The sequence below is a fragment of the Desulfocicer vacuolatum DSM 3385 genome, assembly GCF_900176365.1.
GTDB lineage: Bacteria > Desulfobacterota > Desulfobacteria > Desulfobacterales > Desulfobacteraceae > Desulfocicer > Desulfocicer vacuolatum.
Map to the genome: position 1 here is coordinate 19,429 of NZ_FWXY01000021.1, position 24,600 is coordinate 44,028.

Here is a 24,600-nt window from a genome sequence, read left to right on the forward strand (position 1 = left end):
GCGGCTATATTCCATTTTTCTGCATCCAGAACTCCAACAGGGCCACCTGCCACAATTTAGATCCTCTCAGGGGAGTTATATGTGCTTCAGGAGATTCGAGCAAAACATCCATGTATTCATTGCGGATAATTCCCCTGGACCGGCACGCTTCACTTTTTAAAATCTTCGTTACGGTATCAAGGTATTTGCCCTGTATATATTTTAGGGCGGGCACGGGAAAATACCCTTTGGGTCTGTCGATCACCTCACTGGGAATCAGCTCTCGTGCGGCTTCTTTTAAAATATATTTGCCACCATTGCCAACTTTGTATTCAGCTGGCATTTTAGCGGCCAATTCAACCAGTTCATGATCCAGAAAAGGAACACGAGCCTCAAGACTCCAGGCCATGGTCATACTGTCCACTCTTTTCACAGGATCATCCACCAGCATAACTGTGGAATCAATCCTCAATGCCTTATCAATGGGAATACCGGCGCCTGGCATTGAAAACTGTTTTTCAATGAATTCTGTTGTAAAATCAAGCCCCTGGAATTTTTCATGGACAATATTCTGAAATTCATCATTGCTTCTGTCGCAAAAAAGATTTCGGTAATCCTGAACAGCATCCTTGCTTTCCAGCATGGGCGGATACCAGTGATAACCGCCAAAAATTTCATCTGCCCCCTGGCCGCTTTGAACCACCTTGACATGTTTGGCCACCTCCTGACTCAACAAATAAAAACCAATGCAGTCATGGGAAACCATGGGTTCATTCATGGCTTTTACACAGGCATCCATTGACGGCAACACCTGATCTGAATCCACTGTGATTTTATGGTGGTCTGTGCCAAAGTGCCGGGCAATAATGTCCGAATATTGAAACTCATCACCCTTTTCACCGCCCACACTTTCAAAGCCGATGGAAAAGGTTTTTAAATCCTTTTGACCTGCTTGGGCAAGCAGGCCGACAATCAGGCTTGAATCCAAGCCCCCAGATAAAAGCACACCAACCGGGACATCTGCCACCAGACGTCGTTTCACTGCGTTTTTCAATGTAAAAGAAAGATATCTTTTCCAATCATTAAAATTGTATTTTTCTTCTTCGGCATCGCGGTCAAAATTCAGATTCCAGTAAGCACGCTGAATCATGGTGCCATCTTTTTTGACTGTCATCACCGTTGCCGGTGGAAGTTTTTTTATCCCCTCAATGATGGTGTGCGGTGCTGGCACAACAGCATGGAGTGACATGTAATAGTGAAGTGCTTCTGTTGAGATATCTGATTTGATTCTTCCGGTTTTCAGAAGTGCAGGAAGGGAAGATGCAAAAATTAAACTGTTTTCGCTTTTATAAAAATATAACGGTTTGATACCCAAGCGGTCCCTGGCCATGAAGACGCTATTATTGTTTTGATCATAAAGGGCAAATGAGAACATTCCGTTGAATTTTTCAACACAGTTTTCACCCCAGGCATGATAGGCTTTAAGGATCACCTCGGTGTCCCCTTTTGAATAGAAAGCATATCCCATCTGCTTTAAATCTGCGCGAAGTTCCTTGTAATTGTATATTGCACCGTTAAAAACAAGGGTCATGCCTAAACTGGGATCAATAAAGGGCTGATTGGACGCATTACTTAAATCTATTATTTTTAGACGGCGATGGCCAAATGAAGTCCAGATACCATGGTAAATATCTTCATGATCAGGTCCCCGGTCACCCATTGCCTTGTTCATAATTTTTACGGATTGTTCGTTTGCAAGGTGGTTGTCAAAAAAAAGCTCACCACAAATACCACACATATAATCTCCAGTAATTTACGATTGATTTCATAAATATCAATTCATTTTCTTGTTTGTCTTGATCCCTCAGATGATTCAATGTTTTTGGAAATATTCTATAGTGTTCTATGTTTTTTGTCAACCAATCCCCTCTAATACAATGCAATATTTTGTAATAAAATAGCTTTTGAGTGTAAATATATTCACAAATAAAGCATAGTTGTCTATGTCTTTTTTGCGCGGGCAGTTTAGGCGGTTTAGGATAGGGCTTAGAACGGGAGATGAGCAAAAAAAGTGCACAGTAGTTGTGAAGGATGCCTGATTTGCCAAATTTTTGCTATTAACATTAATGGGGTTGATCATAAGCTGGGCCACTATACGTGAAATAAAATTCTATTGACTTCAACGTGCTGTAATTACAGCTATTAATTTTTAACTCTGAAATTTTATTACAAAATGGCCCACGTTATGACCAAACCCACATTAATCAAATTAGAGCATTACCCTGTTATTTTTTCGACAAATAAGCAGGGTAATGTTTTTCGGTGCTGCGTAAGGGACTCAAAAACTTTCAATTTACCGTTGATATGTTTTAGCGTTAAATATTTGGGGTTTTCAGCCCTATTTGAGGTAATTTGATTTGTGCTGATTCCCTGAATACAAAAATATACGCAAAAACAGAGGCAAACCAGGATCAGGATTTAAACCACCAGCGTTCAATGACTCTGTGTGCGTCGCTTTCCCATAGCCCGGATACGGTTCCGTGGCCAATTTTTTCGTTGGATGCTTCCACGTAATCTTTGAAAAAAGGAACTATTGTTCCACCCTCATCGCGAATAATCATCTGGCACTCTCTGTACATTTCTTTTCTTTTGGCATCGTCCAGTTCGGAACGGGCCGCAAGGACCAGTTCATCCAGCCGCTTATTCTGCAACCGGGTTTCATTCCATTTGGCTTTTCCGGAATAGGCCACGGAAAATGCCATGTCCGCTGTGGGGCGGGCACCCCAATAACCGTGGCAAAACGCTTTGTTCAGCCACACATTGCTCCAATAACCGTCTTCAGGCTCTTTGACCATATTTATTTTTATACCGGCTTTGGCGGCGCTTTGCTGATACAGGGTGGAAATGTCCATGAAACCACCATGTTCTGAAGTGTGCAGGTCAAAGGTGTGTTGGGAAAGACCGGCTTTTTTCAGATGAAATTTGGCCTTGTCCGGGTCATATTGGCGCTGGGGAAGATCGTTGGCATAAAATCGATTGCCCGGATGGATGGGTTGGTCGTTTCCAACACTGCCGTATCCCCTCAGGAATTTTTTCACCAGCTCTTCCCGGTCAATGGCGTATTTTAATGCAAGCCGGACATCATTGTTGTCATAGGGGGGGGTGTCTGTGAGCATGGCCAGGGTATAATGGTACCCTCCGTTCACCTGGATGATATTGATGTTTTTGGCCCGTTGAAACAGATGGATGGTTTTAAGTTCCACCCGGTTCATGTAATCCACCTGCCCGGTTCTCAGGGCATTGGTCCGGGCGTTGGTATCTGCGATGCTCAAAACTTCAGCTGACTCAAAATGTGCCCGATCTGACTTATAATAGTTGGGATTTCGTCTTACAATGCTTTTAACGCCGGGCTCCCATGCTTCCAGAATATATCCGCCGGTGCCGATTCCTTTTTCCCATTGCTCGCCTTGGGTTCCTGCCGGTACAATCGTCAGGTGGTAATCGTTAAGAATATAGGGAAAATCAGCGTTACCGGTTTTGAGGGTGAAAACAACCTTGTCCTTGCCGTCTTTTTTGATATCCTCAATTTGATTGATCAATCCTTTTGCACCGGATTTGGAATCTTTGCCCATGTGGTGACGGATGGAAAAAATTACATCTTCGCTGTCCATGGTTTTGCCGTTATGGAATTCCACCCCTTTCCTCAGATTAAAATGCCAGGTTGCCGCATCTTTGGAGGCGTCCCAGGACTCGGCAAGTTCAGGAACGGCATTGCCTTTATGGTCCACCTCCACCAGGTTGTTTCTCAAGGCATAATTGGTGCAGTCGGCCACCTGATCAGCGATAAGCGCTGTATCCAGAGAATCCGTGGTATGTCCACCGGCCATTCCCATTTTAAAATGTCCGCCTTTTTGAGGTCCCTGGGCGGCAAAAGCGCTGGATGGGACAAGGGCCGGGGACAGAGCCGCGCTGAGGCCCAGGGCCGATGCCCCGGCAATAAACTGGCGACGTGTGATTTTTTTTGATTCATCGTGTCCATCCAAATTACGAATTTCGCTTGCTTTTTGATCCGTCATGGTGTTTCTCCTTAAAGGGTTATTGTTTTACTCAACTTTCGGTGTTCGCATTTCGTGGTGGGGTCAGGCTTTCGTTATTGACATTATCGAGGCTTTTTTCGTTGGCAAAGGTCTTGGTCGATAACATCAATAACAAAAGCCTGACCCCGTCGGCATGACCCCGTCGGCACACTGACCCCGTCGGTACATTTAAAAATGCCGGCTTTGAAATGAAGCCCGAAAGTTGAGTGTTTTATTTCTTTTAAAGATAAGTTGAGGCCCGTTCTTCTAACAGGGTATCCAGCCAGTCCGGGTCCATCTTGGGAACCGAGGCCAGAAGTTTGTCTGTGTAGGTGTGGTGGGGCGGACTCAGCACCTTTTTCTTTTCCCCCTGTTCAACGATTTTGCCCTGGAGCATGATCACAATTTTGTCGGCAATGGCTTTCACCGTTGCCAGATCATGGGTGATGAAAAGATAAGAGACATCTGTTTTGTTTTGCAGATCCTGGAGAAGGTTTAAAATGCCTTCGGCCACCAGCTGGTCCAGGGCAGAAGTCACCTCATCACAGATGATCAGCTCGGGCTCGGCTGCCAGGGCCCTGGCAATACAGATCCGTTGTTTTTCGCCGCCGGACAGCTCTGTGGTGAGGCGATCAATGTAAGCATCCGGATTGAGCTCTATCTTTTCAAGAAGCTCCCGGATTCGCAGTTCAGCAGCTTTGCCTTTCAAACCGAAATAAAATTTCAAGGGCCGACCAATGACCTTTCTCACAGTATGTCTGGGGTTCAGGGCCGTATCCGGCATCTGGTAAATCATCTGAAGACGCCGCAGGTCATCTTTTTTTCGTTGTTTTAATGTTGTGGAAAGGGATTGACCAAGAAAGGAAATATCCCCGGTGGTTCGAGGGAGCAACCCTGTGATCACCCGGGCCAGGGTGCTTTTGCCTGAACCTGATTCCCCCACCAGGGCCACGGTTTGTCCCCGCTGAACCTTAAGATCAATATCTTCAATGACATTGTCATGCCCTGTATATGTGGCTGCCACATTATTAATGTTTAAAATCACATCGGAAGACGGGTCTATTTCATGGTTATCCATTGATTTTCTGACATTGAGCAGATCCCTGGTATATTTTTCCTTGGGATTTTTGATCAGCCGGCGGGTTTCACCCTCTTCCACCATTTTGCCGTTGCGAAGGACCATGATCCGGTGGGCCACCTGGGCCACCACCGCCAGATCATGGGTGATGTAAAGGGCGGCCTTGTTCATTTTTTCCGTGATTTCCTTTACTGCAGCCAGAACTTCAATCTGGGTGGTCACATCCAGGGCCGTGGTGGGTTCGTCAAACACGATAATATCCGGTTCACAGGACATGGCCATGGCCACCATGGCCCGCTGAAGCTGTCCCCCGGACAGTTCATGGGGGAATCTGTATCCGATTTTCTCCGGCGTGGGCAGAAACAGGCGGCGGTAGAGTTCCACTGCTTCCTCTTCTGCTTCTTTGTAGCTTTTAAGGCCGTGGTGAACCGGGGCCTCGGCATACTGGCGGATCACCCGGTGGGAAGGGTTAAAGGAGGCGGCCGCACTCTGGGCCACGTAGGCCACTTTGGAGCCCCGGATCAAGCGAAGATCTTCGTCGGATGCACCAAACAGCTCTGTTCCTTCCAGATCAATGGAACCCGATGCCAGACGGCAGCCCTGTCTGGTGTATCCCATGGCTGCCAGACCAATGGTGGATTTACCGGCACCGGACTCGCCGATAAGGCCCAGAACTTCCCCTCTTTTAAGTTCCAGACTTACGTTTTTGACAATGGGTTGCCATTGGTTTTCATAAAAGCCTTCAATATGTAAGTTTCTGATTTTTAATAAGTTACTCATTTTTTACTCCTTTTTTAGTAAATATTCGGTTTGCTCATGTAAATGTTTGGAAAGTGCCCCATATTCGCCTGTTTGGGGCTGCGTAGCATGGACCGAATATTTACCTTTTTTATTCGTGCAAACCGCTGGATAAATGGAGAAACCAGTCCACGATAAGATTGACGCCAACGGTTAAAACGGCAATGGCAGCTGCCGGGATCAGCGGGATTAAAATGCCAAAATTGATGGCTCCGGCATTTTCACGCACCATGCCGCCCCAGTCCGCCAGAGGCGGCTGGAGCCCAAGTCCCAGAAAACTTAAAGCAGCAATGAACAAAAAGACAAAACAGAATCTGAGCCCAAATTCAGCCATGAGCGGGGGCATGGCATTGGGTAGGATTTCATGGCGTATAATCCACCACAGACCCTCTCCCCGAAGTCTTGCCGCTTCTACAAATTCAAGTACTTCAATATCCATGGCCACGGCCCGGGACAGGCGAAATACCCGGGTGGAGTCCAGAATTGCAATGGTGAAAATCAGGGTGGGAACAGAAGGTCCCATTATGGACAGGACCATCAAGGCAAAAATAAGGGTTGGAAAGGCCATGATGATATCCACCACCCGGGAGATGCCCTGGTCCACCCAGCCTTTTTTCACCGCAGCCACAAATCCCATAAAAACCCCCATGAAAAAAGAAAGGCCTGTGATGGTAAATGAGAGGGCAATGGTGTTTCTGGCCCCGTAAACCATCCTGGTGAACAGATCTCTGCCAATGTGGTCGGTGCCCAGGAGAAAGGCGGAAGATGAGGTTTCCCAGACATCCCCCACCACACCGGTCTCTTCATAGGGGGCTATGAGAGGGGCAAATAATGCAACTGCCAGGTTCAGCCCGACAATAAGCATGCCGATCCGCGCAGAAACAGGGGATTGCTTTATTAATTTAAACACAGTGGGCGCTCCTTTATTAAATTCTGGATTGTCTTAATTTGGGATTGGACAGCATGGACAATATATCTGCAATGAGATTCAAGAGGATATAAACCACGGAGAAAATCAGACCTGAAGCCTGAACAACGGGCAGGTCCCGCTTGGCCACAGAATCCACCAGAAGCTGGCCCAGGCCGGGGTAGACAAAAACCACTTCCACAATCACCACCCCCACAATGAGGTAGGCCATGTTCAGGGCCACCACATTGATCACCGGAGACAGGGAGTTGGGAAAGGCATGGAGAACAATGATCCGCAACCGCTTGATTCCTTTGATTTGAGCCATTTCAATATAGGCCGATGCAAGGACATTGATGATGGCGGCCCGGGTTTGTCGCATCATGTGTGCCGTGACCACACAGGTCAGGGTCATGGCCGGCAGGAGCACCGTGTAAATCCGGGTGCCAAGGCCCATGTTTTCATTGACTGCGGCAAGGCTGGGCAGCCAGTTGAGCTGGATGCTGAAAACAAGAATCAGGATGTAGGCGATGAAAAATTCGGGAAAAGAGATAAAGGACAGCGTGGATATGGAGATACAGCGGTCAAACAGGGTGTTGCGATAAAAGGCGGCCAGCATGCCCAGACAAATGGCCAGGGGGACGGCAATGGCCGAGGTGAGAAGCGCCAGAAACAAGGTGTTGCCCAGGCGCCACCCGATCTGGTCTGCCACAGGTCTGCCGTTGGCCAGGGAATTGCCAAAATCCCCATGGGCAACCCCTTTGAGCCAGGCCCCGTAACGGACCATTGGGGGAAGGTCCAGTTTAAGTTCTTTTCTAAAAGCGTCCACGGTTTCAGGGGTGGCCTGCTGACCCAGAACCGCCTGGGCCACATCCCCGGGTAAAAGCTCAACTCCGATAAAGATAATAATTGATATGACAAACAAGGTGGCCACGCTGGCCAGACATCGCTTGAAAATCAGTTGCGTCAGGTTTTCCATGATAAAAAAATTCTATTTCCTTTTTGCCCCGGACATATCGGCAGATTGAATTTTCTTGCGATAAATGACGGTTCAGGCCTGGCGAGGCCCGGAGCATGATATTAACAATTAAATCTGCCTTGTTTGCACGTGTCTGAAAGAACCGTCTAAGAGAAAATGGTATTCTCTGTGATGCTGTAATAAACAGCTTCTTTTTGCAAACTCAAAATAACAACCTTAAAAAAGTATCGTTCTCTATCTATTTTGTCAAGTTGAATTGAAATATAGAGCTTTCATAAAAACCTAATAAACAAGGAAATAAATGCAATTCATTTAAAAATGTTTGATATATAAGCTATTGTTAATGATTAGAAAGCTATGTAATTGTGACTGTTTGGTGATAAGTATTCGGCTTGGTGTTGGAAGAACATCATATCCATGGCAGCAAAAAATTGTTCCTTCAAAAAAAACTTTTCATCCTTACTCAAATATTATAATTGATGAAAGTATTCTCATTTTTTCGTTACTGCGGCTGCCGCCATTTTACATTACTTAAGCCGCATATTTACTTATAATTAAGGATTTTATGCAGAATTCAAACGATATCCGGTGCAGGAATCTATTGATTGCCCTTAGAAAAATTATTCAGGCCATTGATCGACATTCCAGCAGTTTGAGGAAAAAATTTGGACTCACCGGTCCGCAACTCATCGTACTTCAGGAAATATCGACACAGAAGAAAATATCTGTGACGCAATTGTCCAGAAATATCAGTCTCAGTCAGGCAACGGTTACAGACATCACGAAACGCCTTGAGAAACAGGGCTGTTTAACCAGAACCCGGAGTACCAGCGATAAACGTCGAATCAATATTATTATCACTGAAAAGGGAGAGACCATTCTGGAACAGGTGCCCCCACTTCTTCAGGAAAAATTTACTGAACGTTTTTCCGATCTGGAAGGCTGGGAACAGCTAATGATTGAAAGTGCATTTGAGCGGGTGGTGACAATGATGTCTGCCGAGGATATTGAGGCCAGCCCCATGATGATTACAGGGCCTTTTGATTCTGAGGAGGGGTGATGGGAGATAAACTGCCACGGGCAGACCTGGTTGTTATTTCGGTCCATCCGTGACAGTTAAAAATAGGTCAAAAAACGGGTGTTGCTGCAAAATCAGTTCAGGCCGAGTTTTTTCAGGGTTTCAGCCTTGGGAATACCATTGTTGTCCCAGCCCTGGACTTCGTAATAATCATCCAGCATGGTTTGAAGATCGCAGGTTTCGCCCTTGGCCGGGCCTGCCGGTAAGGGTTCGTCTGTGATGCGTTTGGGCAGTGAATCATCCTTTCTGTCAAAACCTGCATTCACCAGGAACAACCGCTCGGCATTGGTGATGCGCTCGGCAGCCATGACCAGATCTTCCATGGTATAATCTGCCCCGGTGGCGGTGTTTAAATAGGTCAACATACCGGTGGGGGACATGGTGCTGTCCTTTTCTGCCAGCATTCTGGCGCCGAAAAAGATGCAGAGCCCTGCGGCATCCACAATGGCGGACAGATCCTGTATGCGCTTTGTGGGGCCGGCCTTTCCCTTGGTGGCCAGGGGGTCCATGGAAAAGGTGGTGCCGAAAATTTCAAAATAGGCTGGATCGCCGCGCATGTGGGAGCCGCCTATGGGGGATGTTGCATAGGCAAGGCCCATGGCCTTGGCCCCCCGGGGTTCATATCCCGGGAATTCCTGTTTTTTGGAAACCATGGCAAGTTCTGGATGTCCATACCCATCTGCCAGGCGATAACTGCCATTGGCAAGCTTATCGCCAAATCCTTCACGATAGGCCGTTTGACGGGTGAGCGCCACCAATGCTTCGCCGTCTCCCCATTTCAGGGATCGTCCCACTTCGTCTTCGCTTACATAACCGCGATCCACAAGCTCCATGGCGCAGGCCACAGTGGCTCCCATGGTGATGGTGTCAAGACCCAGTTCATTGCAAAGATAATTGGCCTTGGTGATGGCGGCCAGGTTATCAATCATACAGTTGGAGCCCATGGCATAAACGGTCTCATATTCAGGACCTTCGCCCTCTCCCTCAAATCCCGGTTCCGTCACCTTGGTGATTCTGGCGCATTTGATGGGGCAGCCAAAGCAGCCCTGGTTTTTCACCAGATATTTTTCAGTAAGGGTGGTTCCCTGGATATCTTCCCAGCCGTCAAAGGTTCCCTGCTGCCAGTTTTTGGTGGGCAGAATGCCCTTTTCCTGGGTCACGGCAACCACTCCGGAGGTACCGTTAATGGTCAGCCCCACCGGTGTTATTTTGGCTTCGTCGGTGTATTGTTTTAAAATTTTCTGATTGAATTCCTTGAACGCATCGGGCTGGGCAAGTTTAATTTTATCGCTTCCCAGTACCACAACCCCTTTGAGATTTTTGGAACCCATCACAGCACCCACACCGGATCTGCCTGCGGCACGGTGCCTTTCGTTCATGATACCTGCAAAAAGAACCTTATTCTCCCCGGCAGGGCCGATGCAGGCCACCCGGGCTTTGGGATCTGTTTGGGAAAGCAGCATGTCCGTACTTTCCGGCACTGTTTTTCCCCAGATATCTTCAGCGCTTTTCAGCTCCGGCTTGCCCTTGTTTATCCAGAGGAAAACCGGTTTTTCTGATTTGCCCTTAAAAATGATGCCGTCGTAACCGGCCCGTTTCATTTCCCGGGGCATCATTCCACCGGAGTTGGAGCAGGTTACGGCCCCGGTTAACGGTGATTTTGTCATCACCATATATCGGGCGCCGGTGGGGGCACCGGTGCCGGTGAGGGGGCCTGTCATCATAATCATGAGATTTTCCGGGGAAAACGGGTCGCATGTCGGGTCCATTTCTTTGTTCAGATAATAGATACCGATGCCACGGCCGCCGATGTAATCCTTGGCCACCCCGGGGTCCAGAACTTCATCTTTTATTTCTCCTGTGGTGAGATCAACCCGGAGAATTTTACCGATCCATCCTTTCATTGTAGTGACTCCTTTTTGTGAAATCAAAAAATTCAGGCGTACTTTATCAAGGGACCTGCCCATGTATAAGTGGGTCCCTTTATTTGATTTTTAAATGTTATAGTAAGTGTAGCATATAGGAGGCTGAAACAGATTTCAACACTAAAATGAATTTTTTTAAAAAAAAATAATGGGCATTAAGTCAGTTCGCGGGAGAATGCTTTTTTAAAAATTTATGTGGATGAATATAGTTGTGCGATGCCGGGGCAGAGGAAATGAAAAATGGACGGAGTATGGGTTTTTTTATGTTATTCAGTGTTAAAATCGGCGAGATGCCAGGGAAATACGATGAATAAATAACAGGCGATTTGTCCCCCGCCAAATCAAAGATCGGCAAGGGGACTTATTGGAAAAAAGGTTAAGGTCTGCCGTACCCCCCGCCCCCCGGTGTTTCAATGCCCAGGGTGTCACCTTTTTTTAATTGCGCATGGAATTTGCCCGGCATGATCTTTTTTCTGCCGTTGCGGATAATATAATTATTACCGCAGGCACCGGGTTTTCCGCCATCAATGCCGTGGGGAGGGTGAATTCTTCTCTCGGACAGCACGGTCATTTCAGCAGGACCAAGCATGCGCATTTCACGGATCATACCGTCTCCCCCGCAAAATTTACCCCCACCCCCGGAATGTTTGCGAATGGCATACTGTGTCACCAGAAAGGGATAACTGTATTCCAGGGCCTCCACCGGGGTGTTTAAGGTGTTGGTCATGTGGGAATGCACCGCATTTTCGCCGTTATTTGTGGCTGTGGCCCCCATGCCGCCGCCCAGGGTTTCATAGTAGGCAAAGGGGGTGTGGGTTCGCAGGTCCATACCCCCCACGGTGAGGTTGTTCATGGTACCCTGGCCGGCTGCCGGGATCTGTCCGGGAAGGGCTTTTTCCAGGGCCCCCAGCACGGTATCCACCACCCGTTGGGACGTTTCCACATTGCCCCCGGCCACGGCGGCAGGAAATACGGCATCCACAATGGTTCCCTTTTTCGTGATTAAGCTGATGGGTTTGAAGCAACCGGCATTAAAGGGAATGTCCTCCTTTATCAGGGTGCGAAATACATAGATCACCGCAGACAGGGTAATGGAAAAAACCGCATTGACACTGCCGGTGACCTGGGCATGGGAATGCCTGAAATCAAGGGTGGCGCCATCACCTTTAATGGTGAGGATAACATGAATATGAATATCTTTTGTTCCTTTGCCGTCATCATCCAGCCGGTCTTCAAATTCATACACCCCGTCGGGGATGGATGCGATTTTTTTCCGTGTGATGGTTTCTGAATAGTCCATGAGGGATGTGGCGTAGCGCTTTACCTCGGGCAGACTGTATTTTTTCACCAGTTCCCGGATTCTGCGGATACCTGTGAGATTGGCCATGATCTGGGCTGAAAAATCGCCTTCCCGCTCCTGGGGAGTTCTGACATTGTTTAAAAATAAGGTCATTAAATCTTTGTCCAGTTGGCCTTTTTTTACGATTTTTAAAGGTGGAATGATGACCCCTTCCTGGAACAGGGAGCTTGACAGGGGCATGGACCCTGCACTCATTCCCCCCACATCTGCGTGGTGTGCCCGGTTGGCCACAAAAAACCGGGGCCTGTTTTGTCTGGGAATTTTTTTCCCGGCGCCGGGCTTGGCAGGGGACAATGATTCCGGATCAAACACCGGGGCCACAATGGTAATGTCAGGCAGGTGGGTGCCCCCTTTGTAGGGATCATTTAACATCACCATATCGCCTTGTTCAAATTCCACTGCATCAATGGCCGCCTTGACAGACAGGGGCATGGAGCCCAGATGTACGGGAATATGGGCTGCCTGGGCTATCATGGCGCCATTGGCATCAAAAAGAGCACAGGAAAAATCCCGTCGTTCCTTGATGTTGGGGGAAAAAGCCGTGCGGTTAAGGGTAACCCCCATTTCTTCACAAATGGAGGTAAATCGATTTTTAAACACCTCCAGCAAAATGGGATTGGGGATATCTTTACCGGATGTTTCATTGCCATGGGCCTTATTGGTTTTCCGGGAGTCTGCATGGAGATCCAAAGGGTCTGATGGGATTAAAGGGGGCATCATTTTTCTCCTTTTTTGCAGGTGTGGATGATAAGATTGCCAAATTGATCCACCCTTGCAAAGGTGTCCGGGGGCATGACAATGGTGGAGGTGTACTCCAATATAATGGCAGGCCCTGTGATTTCATTGCCATGGCTGAGATGTTTCCGGTGAATAAGGTCGGTTTCCCGGGGGACACCGTCAAAGATCACAGGACGTTTTTCCCCAAAGGCTTTTGCAGGGGGAATTTTTCCGGCATGGGGTTCTGGATCTATTATCGGTTTTTCCGGGGTTCCCCTGGCCCTGAGTCGGATGTTGACAATCTCCATTTTTTTGTCTGGATTGCTGTATCCATAGCTCTTTTCGTGGAGAAGATGGAAGCTGTTTTCATATTCCGTGGTAAAGGGAACCATGATTTCGTAGGATTGGCCTTTGTAGCGCATGTCCAGGAATTTTTCCACATGGATACGGCCTTTATCAATGCCTTCTAAAAGCAATTCCTCGATGCCTTTTTCAACCAGAGGCTCAAATTGTTTTTCAAGCATGGCATGGTCCATGTCCTGGGCCTTTTGCATGATGGTAAGGGAATAATCTTTAATAACATCTGCCATGAGCATGCCCACGGCAGAAAGAATGCCGGGGTTTTGGGGCACAAACACGGTGGGCATATTGAGCAGCCGGGCCAGGGAAACCGCATGGAGTCCCCCGGCACCGCCAAAGGAGAACAGGGAAAATTCCGAAGGATCAAACCCCCGCTCCACGGAGATGACCCGGATGGCCTTTTCCATGGCTGTGTCGGCAACGGAAAGAATGCCCTCGGCAAGGGTCTTTTTGTCCAGGCCAGACTCCCGGGACATCTTGTCAAAGTAAGATTCCAGCCGTTGGAAATCCAGGGTCATGTGCCCCCCCAGGAAATGTTCCGGCACCAGCCGTCCAAGATAGAGATTGGCATCGGTGACGGTGATCTGCTCTCCTTTCCCATAGCAGATGGGCCCGGGGTCAGCACCGGAACTTTCCGGCCCCACCCTTAAGGCCCCTCCGGCATCCATAAAGGCAAGGGAGCCGCCGCCGGCCCCCACAGTGTGAATATCAATCATGGGCACTTTTACGGGAAAATCAGAGATGGCGGACTCAAAGGTCAAGGGAAGCCCCCCGTCAATGAGGGCCACATCCGTGGAGGTGCCGCCCATGTCAAAGGAGATCAGTTTTTCCACCCCTGCCATTTTGCCGGTTTCCCAGGCCCCCACAGCGCCTCCGGCAGGGCCGGAAAGAATGGTTCTCACCGATTCGTTCATGGCAGTGGCCGCAGAAATACTGCCGCCGTTGGACTGCATGATGCGAAGCTCATTTCCGTGGATGTTCTCTATGATATGGGTGATATAACGCTTCATGATGGGGGAGACATAGGCGTTTACCACGGTGGTGGATGTGCGCTCGTACTCCCGGAATTCCGCCAGTATCTTGTGGGAGAGGGAGGTGCTGATTTTGAGTGCTTCCAGGGCCTTTTCCATTTTTATTTCATCATGGGGATTGAGAAAGGAAAACAAAAAGCACACGGCAATGGAGTCCACCTTTGCCTGTTTGATTTTTTCCACCACCTCTGCTGCCGAAGCATCATCAAAGGCCAGTTCCACTCCGCCATCACTTCTGGTGCGGCAATGGACCCCGAACCTGAGGTGTGAGGGCACAAGAAGGGGTGGTTTCCGGTATTGGGGATTGTACAATTCCGTGCGGTTCTGGCGGCCAATGGCAAAAACATCTTCAAAGCCCTTGTTGGTGATAAGGGCGGTTACGGCCCCTTTTCGTTCCAGAATGGCGTTGGTGGCAACAGTGGAGCCGTGCACCATTTTATAATTGTCTGACTGTGTAATGTGTGAAATGCCGCTCAACACCGATTCTGCAGGATTGGAAGGGGTGGAAAGCTGTTTGAACACCCCCCATTTCCCTTCTTTTCTATAAATAAAATCCGTAAAAGTGCCTCCGGTATCCACCCCTATCAGTTCCATTTAATTTATCCTTTTTTTATATTAAACTCCATCCAAAGACCTGGAATTATGAGAGTTTCATTTTTCGTTGTGGCTGGTGGTTACCGCCATGTATGTTTTATTAGAAAATAAAACTTCCGGGTAACCTCAGCAGAGCCGCCCCCGACGGGCAATAGGAACCGGACAATTGGGCTGTCTACAGTTCCGGTCCGGGCCCATTGCCCGTCGGGGGCGGCGGTATAATACCATTGTAACTCAACTTTCGGTGTTCGCATTTCGTGGTGGGGTCAGGCTTTCGTTATTGACATTATCGAGGCTTTTTTTGCCGGCAAAGGCCTTGGTCGATAACATCAATAACAAAAGCCTGACCCCGTCGGTACACTGAGCCCGTCGGTACATTTAAAAATGCCGGCTTTGAAATGAAGCCCGAAAGTTGAAATTGTAATATTTGTTATGTTTACCATAAAATGCAAAATATATAGATATGATGCATTCTCTATGGGGCCATTTTCCATTCCATGGCACTATAGATAAACTTGATCATGCAGTGCAAGGAATTTGTAAAATTGGGGAAAAAGGTGTGCCACTTATTATGATTGTGGTATTTTACGGCCCAGGATAGAAGGGGCATGATGGATCATCATCCAGAACTCATGGGGCCTGAACTTCCATTGGTTTGCCTTTATTTAAGGTAAACACATGATGACCTGACAACGTGGAGACCCTGTGATTTAAGAGCCCGGAAAACAAGGGAGAAGACATTGAAAGATAGAATCAGATACGCACCGCTTAGAGATAAAATCACCGATCCGGCCACCGCCGCCGCTCACATAGTGGACGGCACCAATGTATTTATTTCTGGATTTACAGCCGGATATCCCAAAATGATTCCCATGGAACTTGCCCGGCGGGCAGAACAGGGAGAAAACTTTAAAATAAATATCTATGCCGGTGCATCCACAGGAGAGCTTGTGGACGGCCTGCTTTCAAACACCGATCTGGTCAATTGGCGCAGGCCCTACATGAGTGACCGCACCATGAGAAAAAAGATCAACAACAATGAAATTTTATTTAAAGATGACCATCTTTCCCGGCTGTCTTCCCTGGTTCGTTGCGGTGACTGGGGAGCGGTGGATGTGGCTGTGGTTGAAGCCGTGGCCATCACGGAAAAAGGTCATCTGGTGCCCACCATGTCCGTGGGAAACACCCCCACCTATGTGAAACATGCCGATAAGATTATCATTGAAATGTCCCAGAGTGATCCCCAGGGCCTTGAAGGTATCCATGATATTTTTATCCCGGAAGATCCTCCCTATCGTATGCCCATTCCCCTGTACCGCACGGCGGACCGCATTGGGAAACCCTTTATTGAGATGAATCCCGATAAGGTGGTGGCCATCCTGGAAAGCGGAGAAAAAGATACCTGTGCCGTGTTCCAGTCCCCCGGGGAAATTCCCCTGCGCATTGGAGAACAGATTCTGGACTTTGTCCGCCATGAAATGAAACAAGACCGCCTGCCCAAAACGCTGCCCTGGCAGGCCGGGGTGGGGGATGTTTCCAATGCTGTGTTAAGCCGGTTCATGGAGGATGATTTTTTTCAAAGTGTGGATCTTTATTCCGAAGTGATCCAGGACAGTGTGCTGGATTTGATTGACATGGGGAAAATTAGGGCAGCATCTGCCTCAGCCATGACATTGTCTGAAAAAGCCCGGGACCGTTTTTTTAAAGAGATCTATCGATACAGAGAAAAAATTATTCTCCGGCCTGTGGAGATCTCCAACTCACCGGAGGTGATCCGTCGTTTGGGAGTCATTGCCATTAACACGGCCCTGGAGGCAGATATCTATGGCCATGTGAACTCCACCCATGTCATGGGGTCCCAGCTGATGAACGGTATTGGGGGCTCCGGGGATTTTGAACGAAACGGAGCGCTTTCATTCATGGTTACCCCTTCCATGGCCAAAAACGGTGCCATTTCCGCCATTGTGCCCATGGTGAGCCATGTGGACCATTCCGAGCATTCTGTGGATGTTATTGTCACAGAACAAGGACTGGTGGACACCCGAAATCTCACCCCCCGCCAGGTGGCTGAGGCGGTTATTAAAAAATGTGCCCATCCTGATTACCGGGATCTGTTGTGGGATTACTACAGCCGGGCCGTGCACAAGGTGGGTGGACATGAACCCCATCTTCTGGGGGAGGCGTTTTCCTTTCATCAGCGATTTATGGAAACCGGGGATATGAAAATATGAAATAACGGGTATGTCCTGACGAACACAACGAATATTACAATGGTATTATGCCGCCCCCCCGAGGGGCAATGGGCCCGGCCCGGAACTGTAGACAGCTCGATTGGCCGGTTCCTATTGCCCCTCGGGGGGGCTCTGCTGAGGTTACCCGGAGGTTTTATTTTCTAATAAAAAATTTTTGCCAGGCATGGAAACCGAGTAAAAAAATGAAGGTAAAAGTGGCCTATGCTGTGAACAGGCCCTTTTATTGATTTGATCTATATTTTTTCAATGCGCTACACTCCACAAGATGTTCCAGGGTTTTTGCTGTAAAAACCTTTCCCCTTGTGGCCAAAATCATCTTTTTCATATCTTCCCTTCGGACCCCGAAACCGCGTCCGCCAATGCAGGCAATGACTTCATATCTTGGATTGTTCTGGGACCTTCCGGCAAGGCTTAGTTCCCCAAGATGTTGAATTCGGGTGACCTTATCCCGGGCTGTGCCATCGTCTTCTGTGATTTTTGCTTCTATGACAATCCTGGGATTAAATTCACTGGGTATGATAAAATCAGGTGTCTGATCAAAACCTTCAATGCGTTCCGCTCGTTTGGTTTTACGAAAACTGACCCCCGCTTTGGTAAGCACCTCTTCGATGGCCGATTCCAGACTATCTCCAATGATATCACTGACTGAATCACGGTGACCGGCAAAAGGCCTGCCAATAAAGCGTTCATATAGCAGCATGGCATAGGGTGCCCCTATCCGGGATAGATTTTTGATGCTGGAAATACCATGTTTTGTGTCGGCCTTGTTCAGTCTATGCAGTTGATCGTTGTTGACTTTGGGAGCTCCCTCAGAAAGCAAATGGCATGCAGCTTTAACCATTGCCTTTACTCTGTCTTTTGTCACACCGTTTGTGTTCAATTCCTCCTCCGGTGCCATTCTGATTTTACGATCCAGTGAGCGAATAAATCCCTGGGTCACCTTTACCCCTGTTTTTTGAGTTGTGACATACCCCCATTCCGGCGGTGTAAAACCCAGCATGGTGCGAAGTACAATGATGGAGATGGGTTCAGAAACCGTGACAGGATAAATAACGGCAGGATCAAGCACGGAAAATCCATTGGTGGCGACCTTCAGCGCCTCATAACCACCTTCAAAAGCAGGGTATTCAACAAATCCTGCTCCCTTTGGCATCACAAGAAATTCAGATTCCAGGCAGGAAAAAACGGAATCAACATAGTTGTCAGGGTCTTTATTGATCTCTTCCAATGTTGCTTTAAAAGGGAACATCAATATTTTCATCTCCATAATTGGAACAGGTTTCCTGTACTGAAAACAGGTTGTTTTCCTTTGATTTGTTTTTGTCCGGCATGTTTATAAATTTTTCAACCTCGGACCAGCTGCCAAAAAATCGAATCCAATCCATCACCTTTTCAATGCGTATTGCTGTTGCTTTGGTTTTATCCCAGTCATGCCGTAAATTCCAGATGGCATGGCGAATGAGATGACCATAGGCAATACACCGGATGTCGCCATGGGTGGGATTTACATTGCCAGCCTTGAGAAAAATTAAATCCTGTTCAACAATTTTGGCAAGCTCTTCAGGGGATTTTGCCAGCCATTTCCCCTGCATGATACCCGTTGTCCGGCAAACAAAAATGGTGTCAATGATGGATGAACCTGTGGCATTAATGTGGATGGAGCTGCCCATTTCCGCAGGACACGGAAGGGATGCAGAACAGGTCTGGCCTGAATCCAGGATGGCCACAGCTAAGGGGTAATAGGCATCAATCTTATTATGATGATAGGTAAATGCCAAAGGAGACCCCGGTTTCAATGCCGTGGACATTTTCTGGAAGACCCTGGATATACCCTGGGTGAAATGATCCAGATCCCGGCCCATATCCAGATTGCCTGTTAACTCATCAGGGGATCGGGTTGAAGCTTTTTTGAATGCCGGGGTGGTTTTGCCAACTATTTTTTTCAGCCAGACATAACAAAAATCCATGAGCTCAGCATACTGAATGTTGCCGAAATAGGGCGGGTCCGTAAAAACAGCGTCAAGTGAATCCTGTGGAATGTCCGACACCCCCGCGTCCTTACATGAAATATGAATTTTCCTTTGGGGCGTTGCTGCATTTTTATCCAAATGATCTCCAATCCATTCGTCCCTGGTGGGGATCACTTTTTTTGTTTTGCCCTGAAATTTAACTTCAAAGGGATGGTCACAATAGGATTTTGCTTTTTTGAATTTTTTGATGATATTTGCCCATCCGCCACTGCCGATACAGATGTTTTGTCCCGGGGGCATGATGCCCAGAAAATTGGATTCACATTGAATCTGCCCCACTGGAAATCCATGGATGGAAAATATATCAAGGGATTTTAATGCCCGGCTGTCATAGCGGCACAGCATGTTTTGATAACGGAGCAAGTCAGAAAGATTTGTTGCCAGGGCATTGCGTACTCTTTTGTCCGGTTCATGGGCAATGAGCCGGGCCGAAAGTTCCAGGCCAAGGAGCTGCCGGTGGTTAAACATCTCTTTGTAATAGTTATAGCCCCAGCGATGCAGGCGGTTTGTTTCATCTCCACTGGGAATTTTGGATTCAGGAATATATTTGGGGTTTATTTGGGATAAACGTTTTGAGGCTTCCTTAATTTTTGCAAGATCTTTGTCATCCGGTGTTTTAAAAAATCGACCTTTATGGGAAGGCTTACAAACCGGGCAATGGTATTCCATGGCATACATGCGATGCCTGGGAGCCCCCAGATCAGGATCAGGAAACCGGTTTTCCGTGCGGCAGTCAGGGCATTTGCAGAGCCCTCTTTTGGCAGGACCGTTTTGCTTCAGTGGAAAGGAGCAATGACAGCATTTACCTGGATTTTTTTTGTCTTTAACTTCCGTTAGTTTCCCGCAATCAGGACACACAAATACATTCTTAGGATGCCGGGAACCGCTGGAAAGCATATAACCGGGGAACAGATCCATCTCCTTTCCGCATTTTTTGCAAGGAATTGTTTTTACCCATAAAAAGTATTTTACATGGGCATTTCCAGAACCACAAAGGGTGCATTGGGTTTTGTGAAGATGACCAATTTCATTTTCAAGGTTTACGCAAAGCTGTGCAGCTGCTTTGGCATAATCATCCAGGTTTAGATGCTCAATTTCCTGTTTTACAATCCAGTATGACATGGGGTTAATGTCAAACCCTGTGACATCACACCCCAGACGATTGGCCTCCAGAAGAGGAATCCCTCCACCCATAAAGGGATCTGCAATGTGAAACCCGGAAAAGTTGTTGGAATTGTAATAGATTTTTTGGAGGGGATTTTCGGAAAACTCAGATAAAATAAGGCCACGAAACAGGGTTCCGGGACGCCTGGCAAACCATTTATGAACCGCAATAATCGGGCGATAGTTTTGCTGAATCTGTTTTTCACGGCGTGCAAGATCGGCAATAAAGGGTATATCAAAATTTTTTTCGATCATCGGGTTCTTTATTTCCCTTTTAATATTTTCTGTGGGCCCTCCGTATCCCTTAGGGTGATCCAGTCAGGCGTTATTTGTAAATCCATTGAAAAACTATCTGCTTCAGTCTCCAGGGGAATTTGTAGTCACATAATCGAACTAATTTAACAGCCTTTTGATATAAACTCAATGTTCCATGTCTTGGTAGACATCTTCGGAAAACCGGGGGCTACAGATGGCAAGGAAAATTAAATCTGTCTGACCAATGTTGGTGATGCGCTGGGGACACATGGGGGGAATCAGGACAACATCACCGGGATTGACCTCCCTTGGGGGAAGCGCTCCCACCTCCACACACCCCTTTCCCTGGAGAATGCAATAGCGTTCGGCGGTATCCCGGAGTCGATGCCGGCAGGTGGTCACACCGGGTGTTACCCTGGCCCTGGCAATGGATACATCGGGATCATCACAACCATTGGACAATTCCGTAATATAGCATTTTTCCGGGGTGTAAAATTCACTGTTCAGGTTTTGATGTTTAATGGTTTCCTGCACTGTTTTTTTCCTATTTATTGTGTTTCATAGATTTTGGGGAAAGAAGACCTTGATAAGTTTTTATATGCAATACTCCGCCAATCGGGGGCATATTTCAAGCTTTCTTGTGGGCAGAGCCGCCCCCCGACGGGCAATAGGAACCGGACAATTGAGCTGTCTACAGTTCCGGTCCGGGCCCATTGCCCGTCGGGGGGCGGCGGTATAATACCATTTGGCTCCGCGTTTACGATCCTATTATTTGTTGTATTCCACAGGACATGCCCGTCGGGGAAAAACATAGTATTTTAAAATTAAGTTTCATTTAACACAAAAATTATATACACCATATACAGATGTTGATGTCGAGTTTTTTAAGCGGCCATGGTTGTTTTATTATTCTCAATGGCCGTCATAACTTTAAAAAAGGAGACGTTCATATGCTCAGCCCCATTAAAATAGGTATCAGCTCATGCTTACTGGGAAAACAGGTCCGTTACGACGGTGGCCACAGCCACGATCGCTTTCTCACCCAGACGTTGGCCCTTTTCACCCAATATGTACCTGTGTGTCCCGAGGTGGAGTGCGGTATGCCCACTCCCCGGGAGGCGGTGCGCCTGGTGGGGGACAGTGACAATCCCCGACTGGTTACCCAGAAAACCAACATTGACAAGACCCATCAGATGAAGACCTGGATGGAAAAACGCCTTGACGAACTTTCTTCAGAAAATTTGTGCGGCTTTATCTTTCGAAGTAAATCCCCCAGCAGCGGGCTGTATCGCATCCGGGTGTATGGAGATCAGGGCGTGGTCAGAAAAAACGGCCGGGGAATTTTTGCAAGGGGATTCACCGACCGCTTTCCCCGGATTCCCGTGGAGGAGGCAGGCAGGCTCCATGATCCCAAACTCCGGGAAAACTTCATTGAAAACATCTTTACCCTGAAGCGGTGGCGGGATCTCCTTGAAACCGATAAAACCCTTGGGGGGCTGGTGGCGTTTCACACCCACAATAAGCTGTTGATTCTCTCCCATAACCAGGACCTCTATCGAAAGATGGGTAAACTTGTGGCCAATGGAAAAGCCATGGACCTGGATCAATTGTTTGATACCTATGAGGAAACATTGTTAAAAGCCCTGTCTTTGATGACCACGTTGAAAAAAAATATCAATGTACTCCAGCACATCATGGGATACTTTAAAAAAGAGCTTACCCCGGATGAAAAAAAGGAGTTACTGACCCTGTTTGATCAGTACCGGGAGGGATATGTGCCCCTCATTGTGCCCATTACGCTGATTCGTCATTATGTTTTAAAGTATGATCAACCCTGGCTTAAGACCCAGACCTATTTAAATCCCCATCCCTTTGAACTTAAGCTGCGTAATTATTTTTAATTTTTCATAATCCTGGCATCCAGGGCCAGAATTCCCTTTTCATAGACCCTCACCGGATTGAGATCCAGCTCTTTGATGTCGGGGTTTTCCACAATAAGGCAAGACAGGTTCATGATCAGATCCACCACGGCATCCACATCACAGGATGCACTTCCCCGGGCACCGGTGAGCAGGGGATACCCCTTGAGTTCCATGAGCATCTCCCGGGCATGGGCCGGGGTGAGGGGGGCCACCCGAAAGGCGGTGTCCTTCATGATTTCTGCAAAAATACCGCCCATGCCCACCATGAGGGTGGGACCGAACACCGGGTCTTCCATGGCTCCCACAATAAGTTCCACCCCCCGGTCTGCCTGGCGGCACACCAACATGCCTTCAATGACGGCATGGGGATGGGCTTCTTTAATCCGGGACGTCATGGCCTCATATTCTGTTTTTAACTCTTGGCTGTTCTTAATGTTAACACAGACACCACCGCTGTCGCTCTTATGAATCACATCCTTTGATACCACCTTTAGAACCACGGGATATCCCATGTCATGGGCTGCTGTGGTTAATTCGTCCAGGGTGCTGCCAAAATAATGGGGCGGGTAGGGGATGTTATATTTTTCAATGAGTGCCACCGCCCGGGGTTCCAGAAGAAAATCCGCCGGGGTATTGGTGTCCGGTTCATGCCGGGAATGGGTATCTTTATATATTTCTGAAGGGGCCATTGTCGCAGGTGTGCCGATTTTTCTTTGGAACCGGCCATATTCCATGGCAGCGGCAATGGCTTTTACAGCCCGTTCCGGGGTGGAAAACACCGGTACCCCTGCCTGGTTCATGCGGGGACGATCCACGGCTTCGTCCCGGGCACCGCCCATGTAAGAGACGGCAATGGAGGCGTTGATCTGTTTTTTCAGCTCAATGATCATATCTCCACCCCCTTCAATGGGGTCCCCAAAGTTGATGAGAAACACATCTGCCACATCATGCCTGTCCGCCGCAAGGGCCACTTCCTTGAACTCGTGAGCCCAGATGGCGGCAAGATCAATGGGGTTGGTGTAGGACCCAAGGGGCGACAGGTTTAAAGCCTTTACCTCGTCCACAAAGGCCTGGGGAAGGGCAGGGCCATCAATGCCCAGGGTTTCGGCTTCATCAACGGCAATGACACCGATGCCTCCGGAAGAAGAGAGAATCAGTAATCGATTTCCCTGGGGGATCTCCATGGTGGACAGCAATTTTCCGTAATCGTAAAGATCCTGGAGATTGTCCACAGGAGTGGCCCCATACTGGCGGCAGGCGGCATGGAAAACCTTGTGGGCTCCGGCCAGGGAGGCGGTGTGGGAGGCCACGGATTTTTCTCCGGCACTGGATCTGCCGGATTTTAAGATCACCACCGGTTTTCTCGGGGTCACCCGTTGCAGGGCCTGTAAAAACCGTCTGCCGTTTTTCACTCCTTCAAGGTAGAGGCCCATGGCTTTAACAGCATCGTCCTGTGCCAGAAACTCCATGAAATCTGATTCGCATATGTCCACCTGGTTGCCAAGATTAATGGTGGCTGTTATTCCCAGTTTTTCTTGGTCTGCCCATTCGGCAAGGCCATTGGTAAGGGAGCCGCTCTGGGAAATGGTGGCAAAGGGCCCCTGGTTTTCAATCACCGGGAAAAACTGGGCATTGAGTTTGCCGGGCATGTAAATAAAGCCTTCAATGTTGGGGCCGATGATGCGAACATTATTTTTTTCAGCAATCTCAATGAGTTCCTGCTGCAGATCGTCCCGTCCCACTTCCCGGTAGCCCGCTGTTGTTATGACCACACCGGGAATACCCTTTTGTCCGGCATCCCGGATCACCTGGGGCACTGCCTGCACCGGCACCAGGATCACTGCCACATCAGGCACCCGGGGCAATTCCATCAAGGAGGTGTAGGCCCGGAGACCCAGAATTTCCCCTCCCTTGGGATTAACGGGATAGATTTTGCCTTGGAATCCCCCTTTGATGATACAGTCCAAGGTCATGAAACCATATTTGGAAGGATCGGCAGAGGCACCTACCACGGCAATGGACCGGGCGTCAAACATTTGTCGAATGGTCTGGATGGTTCTGGTGTTGTTTTTCATGGAGTCCTTTCCTGGATTAA

Annotated in this window: 16 protein-coding genes; 4 read left to right on the forward strand and 12 right to left on the reverse strand. The window is 48.2% G+C overall.

Annotated features, from left to right (window positions below; translation table 11 throughout):
• Positions 1-4: 4 nt before the first annotated feature.
• The 5 genes from B9A32_RS16545 to B9A32_RS16565 all read right to left on the reverse strand — a co-directional run bounded on the left by B9A32_RS16545 (position 5) and on the right by B9A32_RS16565 (position 7,817).
• Positions 5-1,777, reverse strand: coding sequence for an N-acetylglutaminylglutamine amidotransferase (locus B9A32_RS16545; protein ID WP_084071049.1), 1,773 nt, complete (start codon positions 1,775-1,777; stop codon positions 5-7).
• 673 nt (positions 1,778-2,450) lie between these two features.
• Positions 2,451-4,055, reverse strand: a complete 1,605-nt coding sequence (locus B9A32_RS16550) for an ABC transporter substrate-binding protein (RefSeq protein ID WP_084071052.1) — start codon at positions 4,053-4,055, stop codon at positions 2,451-2,453.
• Positions 4,056-4,296: 241 nt separating this feature from the next.
• Positions 4,297-5,913: an ABC transporter ATP-binding protein gene (locus B9A32_RS16555; protein ID WP_084071055.1), complete on the reverse strand. Its 1,617-nt coding sequence runs from the start codon at positions 5,911-5,913 to the stop codon at positions 4,297-4,299.
• A 109-nt stretch (positions 5,914-6,022) separates the two neighbouring features.
• Positions 6,023-6,841, reverse strand: a complete 819-nt coding sequence (locus tag B9A32_RS16560) for an ABC transporter permease (RefSeq protein ID WP_212637979.1) — start codon at positions 6,839-6,841, stop codon at positions 6,023-6,025.
• Between the two features lie 16 nt (positions 6,842-6,857).
• Positions 6,858-7,817 (reverse strand): ABC transporter permease, encoded by a 960-nt coding sequence (locus B9A32_RS16565; RefSeq protein WP_084071058.1) that lies wholly within the window; start codon positions 7,815-7,817, stop codon positions 6,858-6,860.
• 565 nt (positions 7,818-8,382) lie between these two features.
• On the opposite strand from B9A32_RS16565, the gene B9A32_RS16570 reads away from it, so the two are divergent.
• Positions 8,383-8,877, forward strand: a complete 495-nt coding sequence (locus tag B9A32_RS16570) for a MarR family winged helix-turn-helix transcriptional regulator (protein ID WP_084071061.1) — start codon at positions 8,383-8,385, stop codon at positions 8,875-8,877.
• Between the two features lie 92 nt (positions 8,878-8,969).
• Here B9A32_RS16570 and B9A32_RS16575 read toward each other — a convergent pair whose 3' ends face one another.
• From B9A32_RS16575 to B9A32_RS16585, 3 genes are all read right to left on the reverse strand, one after another.
• The gene (locus B9A32_RS16575; RefSeq protein ID WP_084071064.1) at positions 8,970-10,799 is read right to left on the reverse strand and encodes an aldehyde ferredoxin oxidoreductase family protein; all 1,830 of its coding nucleotides are present in this window, start codon (positions 10,797-10,799) and stop codon (positions 8,970-8,972) included.
• 397 nt (positions 10,800-11,196) lie between these two features.
• Positions 11,197-12,900 carry a hydantoinase B/oxoprolinase family protein gene (locus tag B9A32_RS16580; RefSeq protein WP_212637980.1) on the reverse strand — a complete coding sequence of 568 codons (1,704 nt, stop codon included), beginning with the start codon at positions 12,898-12,900 and terminating at the stop codon, positions 11,197-11,199.
• Positions 12,897-14,882: a hydantoinase/oxoprolinase family protein gene (locus B9A32_RS16585; protein ID WP_084071070.1), complete on the reverse strand. Its 1,986-nt coding sequence runs from the start codon at positions 14,880-14,882 to the stop codon at positions 12,897-12,899. Before B9A32_RS16585 ends, B9A32_RS16580 begins: the two co-directional genes overlap by 4 nt.
• Before the next feature lie 740 nt (positions 14,883-15,622).
• Here B9A32_RS16585 and B9A32_RS16590 point away from each other — a divergent pair.
• A complete protein-coding gene (locus tag B9A32_RS16590) occupies positions 15,623-17,113 on the forward strand; it encodes a succinate CoA transferase (protein ID WP_084071072.1) in 1,491 nt (496 codons plus the stop codon).
• Positions 17,114-17,354: 241 nt separating this feature from the next.
• Here the strand turns inward: B9A32_RS16590 and B9A32_RS16600 are convergent, their stop codons facing one another.
• The 3 genes from B9A32_RS16600 to B9A32_RS16610 form a co-directional block, all read right to left on the reverse strand.
• Positions 17,355-18,401: a C15orf41 family protein gene (locus B9A32_RS16600; RefSeq protein ID WP_232367206.1), complete on the reverse strand. Its 1,047-nt coding sequence runs from the start codon at positions 18,399-18,401 to the stop codon at positions 17,355-17,357.
• Positions 18,370-20,583, reverse strand: coding sequence for a DUF1156 domain-containing protein (locus B9A32_RS16605; RefSeq protein ID WP_084071076.1), 2,214 nt, complete (start codon positions 20,581-20,583; stop codon positions 18,370-18,372). The genes B9A32_RS16600 and B9A32_RS16605 overlap by 32 nt, the downstream gene beginning before the upstream one ends.
• Positions 20,584-20,748: 165 nt before the next feature.
• On the reverse strand, positions 20,749-21,117 hold the full coding sequence (locus tag B9A32_RS16610; RefSeq protein ID WP_084071077.1) for a cupin domain-containing protein: 369 nt from the start codon (positions 21,115-21,117) through the stop codon (positions 20,749-20,751).
• Between the two features lie 64 nt (positions 21,118-21,181).
• On the opposite strand from B9A32_RS16610, the gene B9A32_RS21890 reads away from it, so the two are divergent.
• Positions 21,182-21,322: a hypothetical protein gene (locus B9A32_RS21890; protein WP_212637981.1), complete on the forward strand. Its 141-nt coding sequence runs from the start codon at positions 21,182-21,184 to the stop codon at positions 21,320-21,322.
• A gap of 211 nt (positions 21,323-21,533) precedes the next feature.
• Positions 21,534-22,484 (forward strand): YbgA family protein, encoded by a 951-nt coding sequence (locus tag B9A32_RS16615; RefSeq protein ID WP_084071078.1) that lies wholly within the window; start codon positions 21,534-21,536, stop codon positions 22,482-22,484.
• Here the strand turns inward: B9A32_RS16615 and B9A32_RS16620 are convergent.
• The gene (locus tag B9A32_RS16620) at positions 22,481-24,580 is read right to left on the reverse strand and encodes an acetate--CoA ligase family protein (protein WP_084071079.1); all 2,100 of its coding nucleotides are present in this window, start codon (positions 24,578-24,580) and stop codon (positions 22,481-22,483) included. The genes B9A32_RS16615 and B9A32_RS16620 overlap by 4 nt on opposite strands.
• Positions 24,581-24,600: the final 20 nt, after the last annotated feature.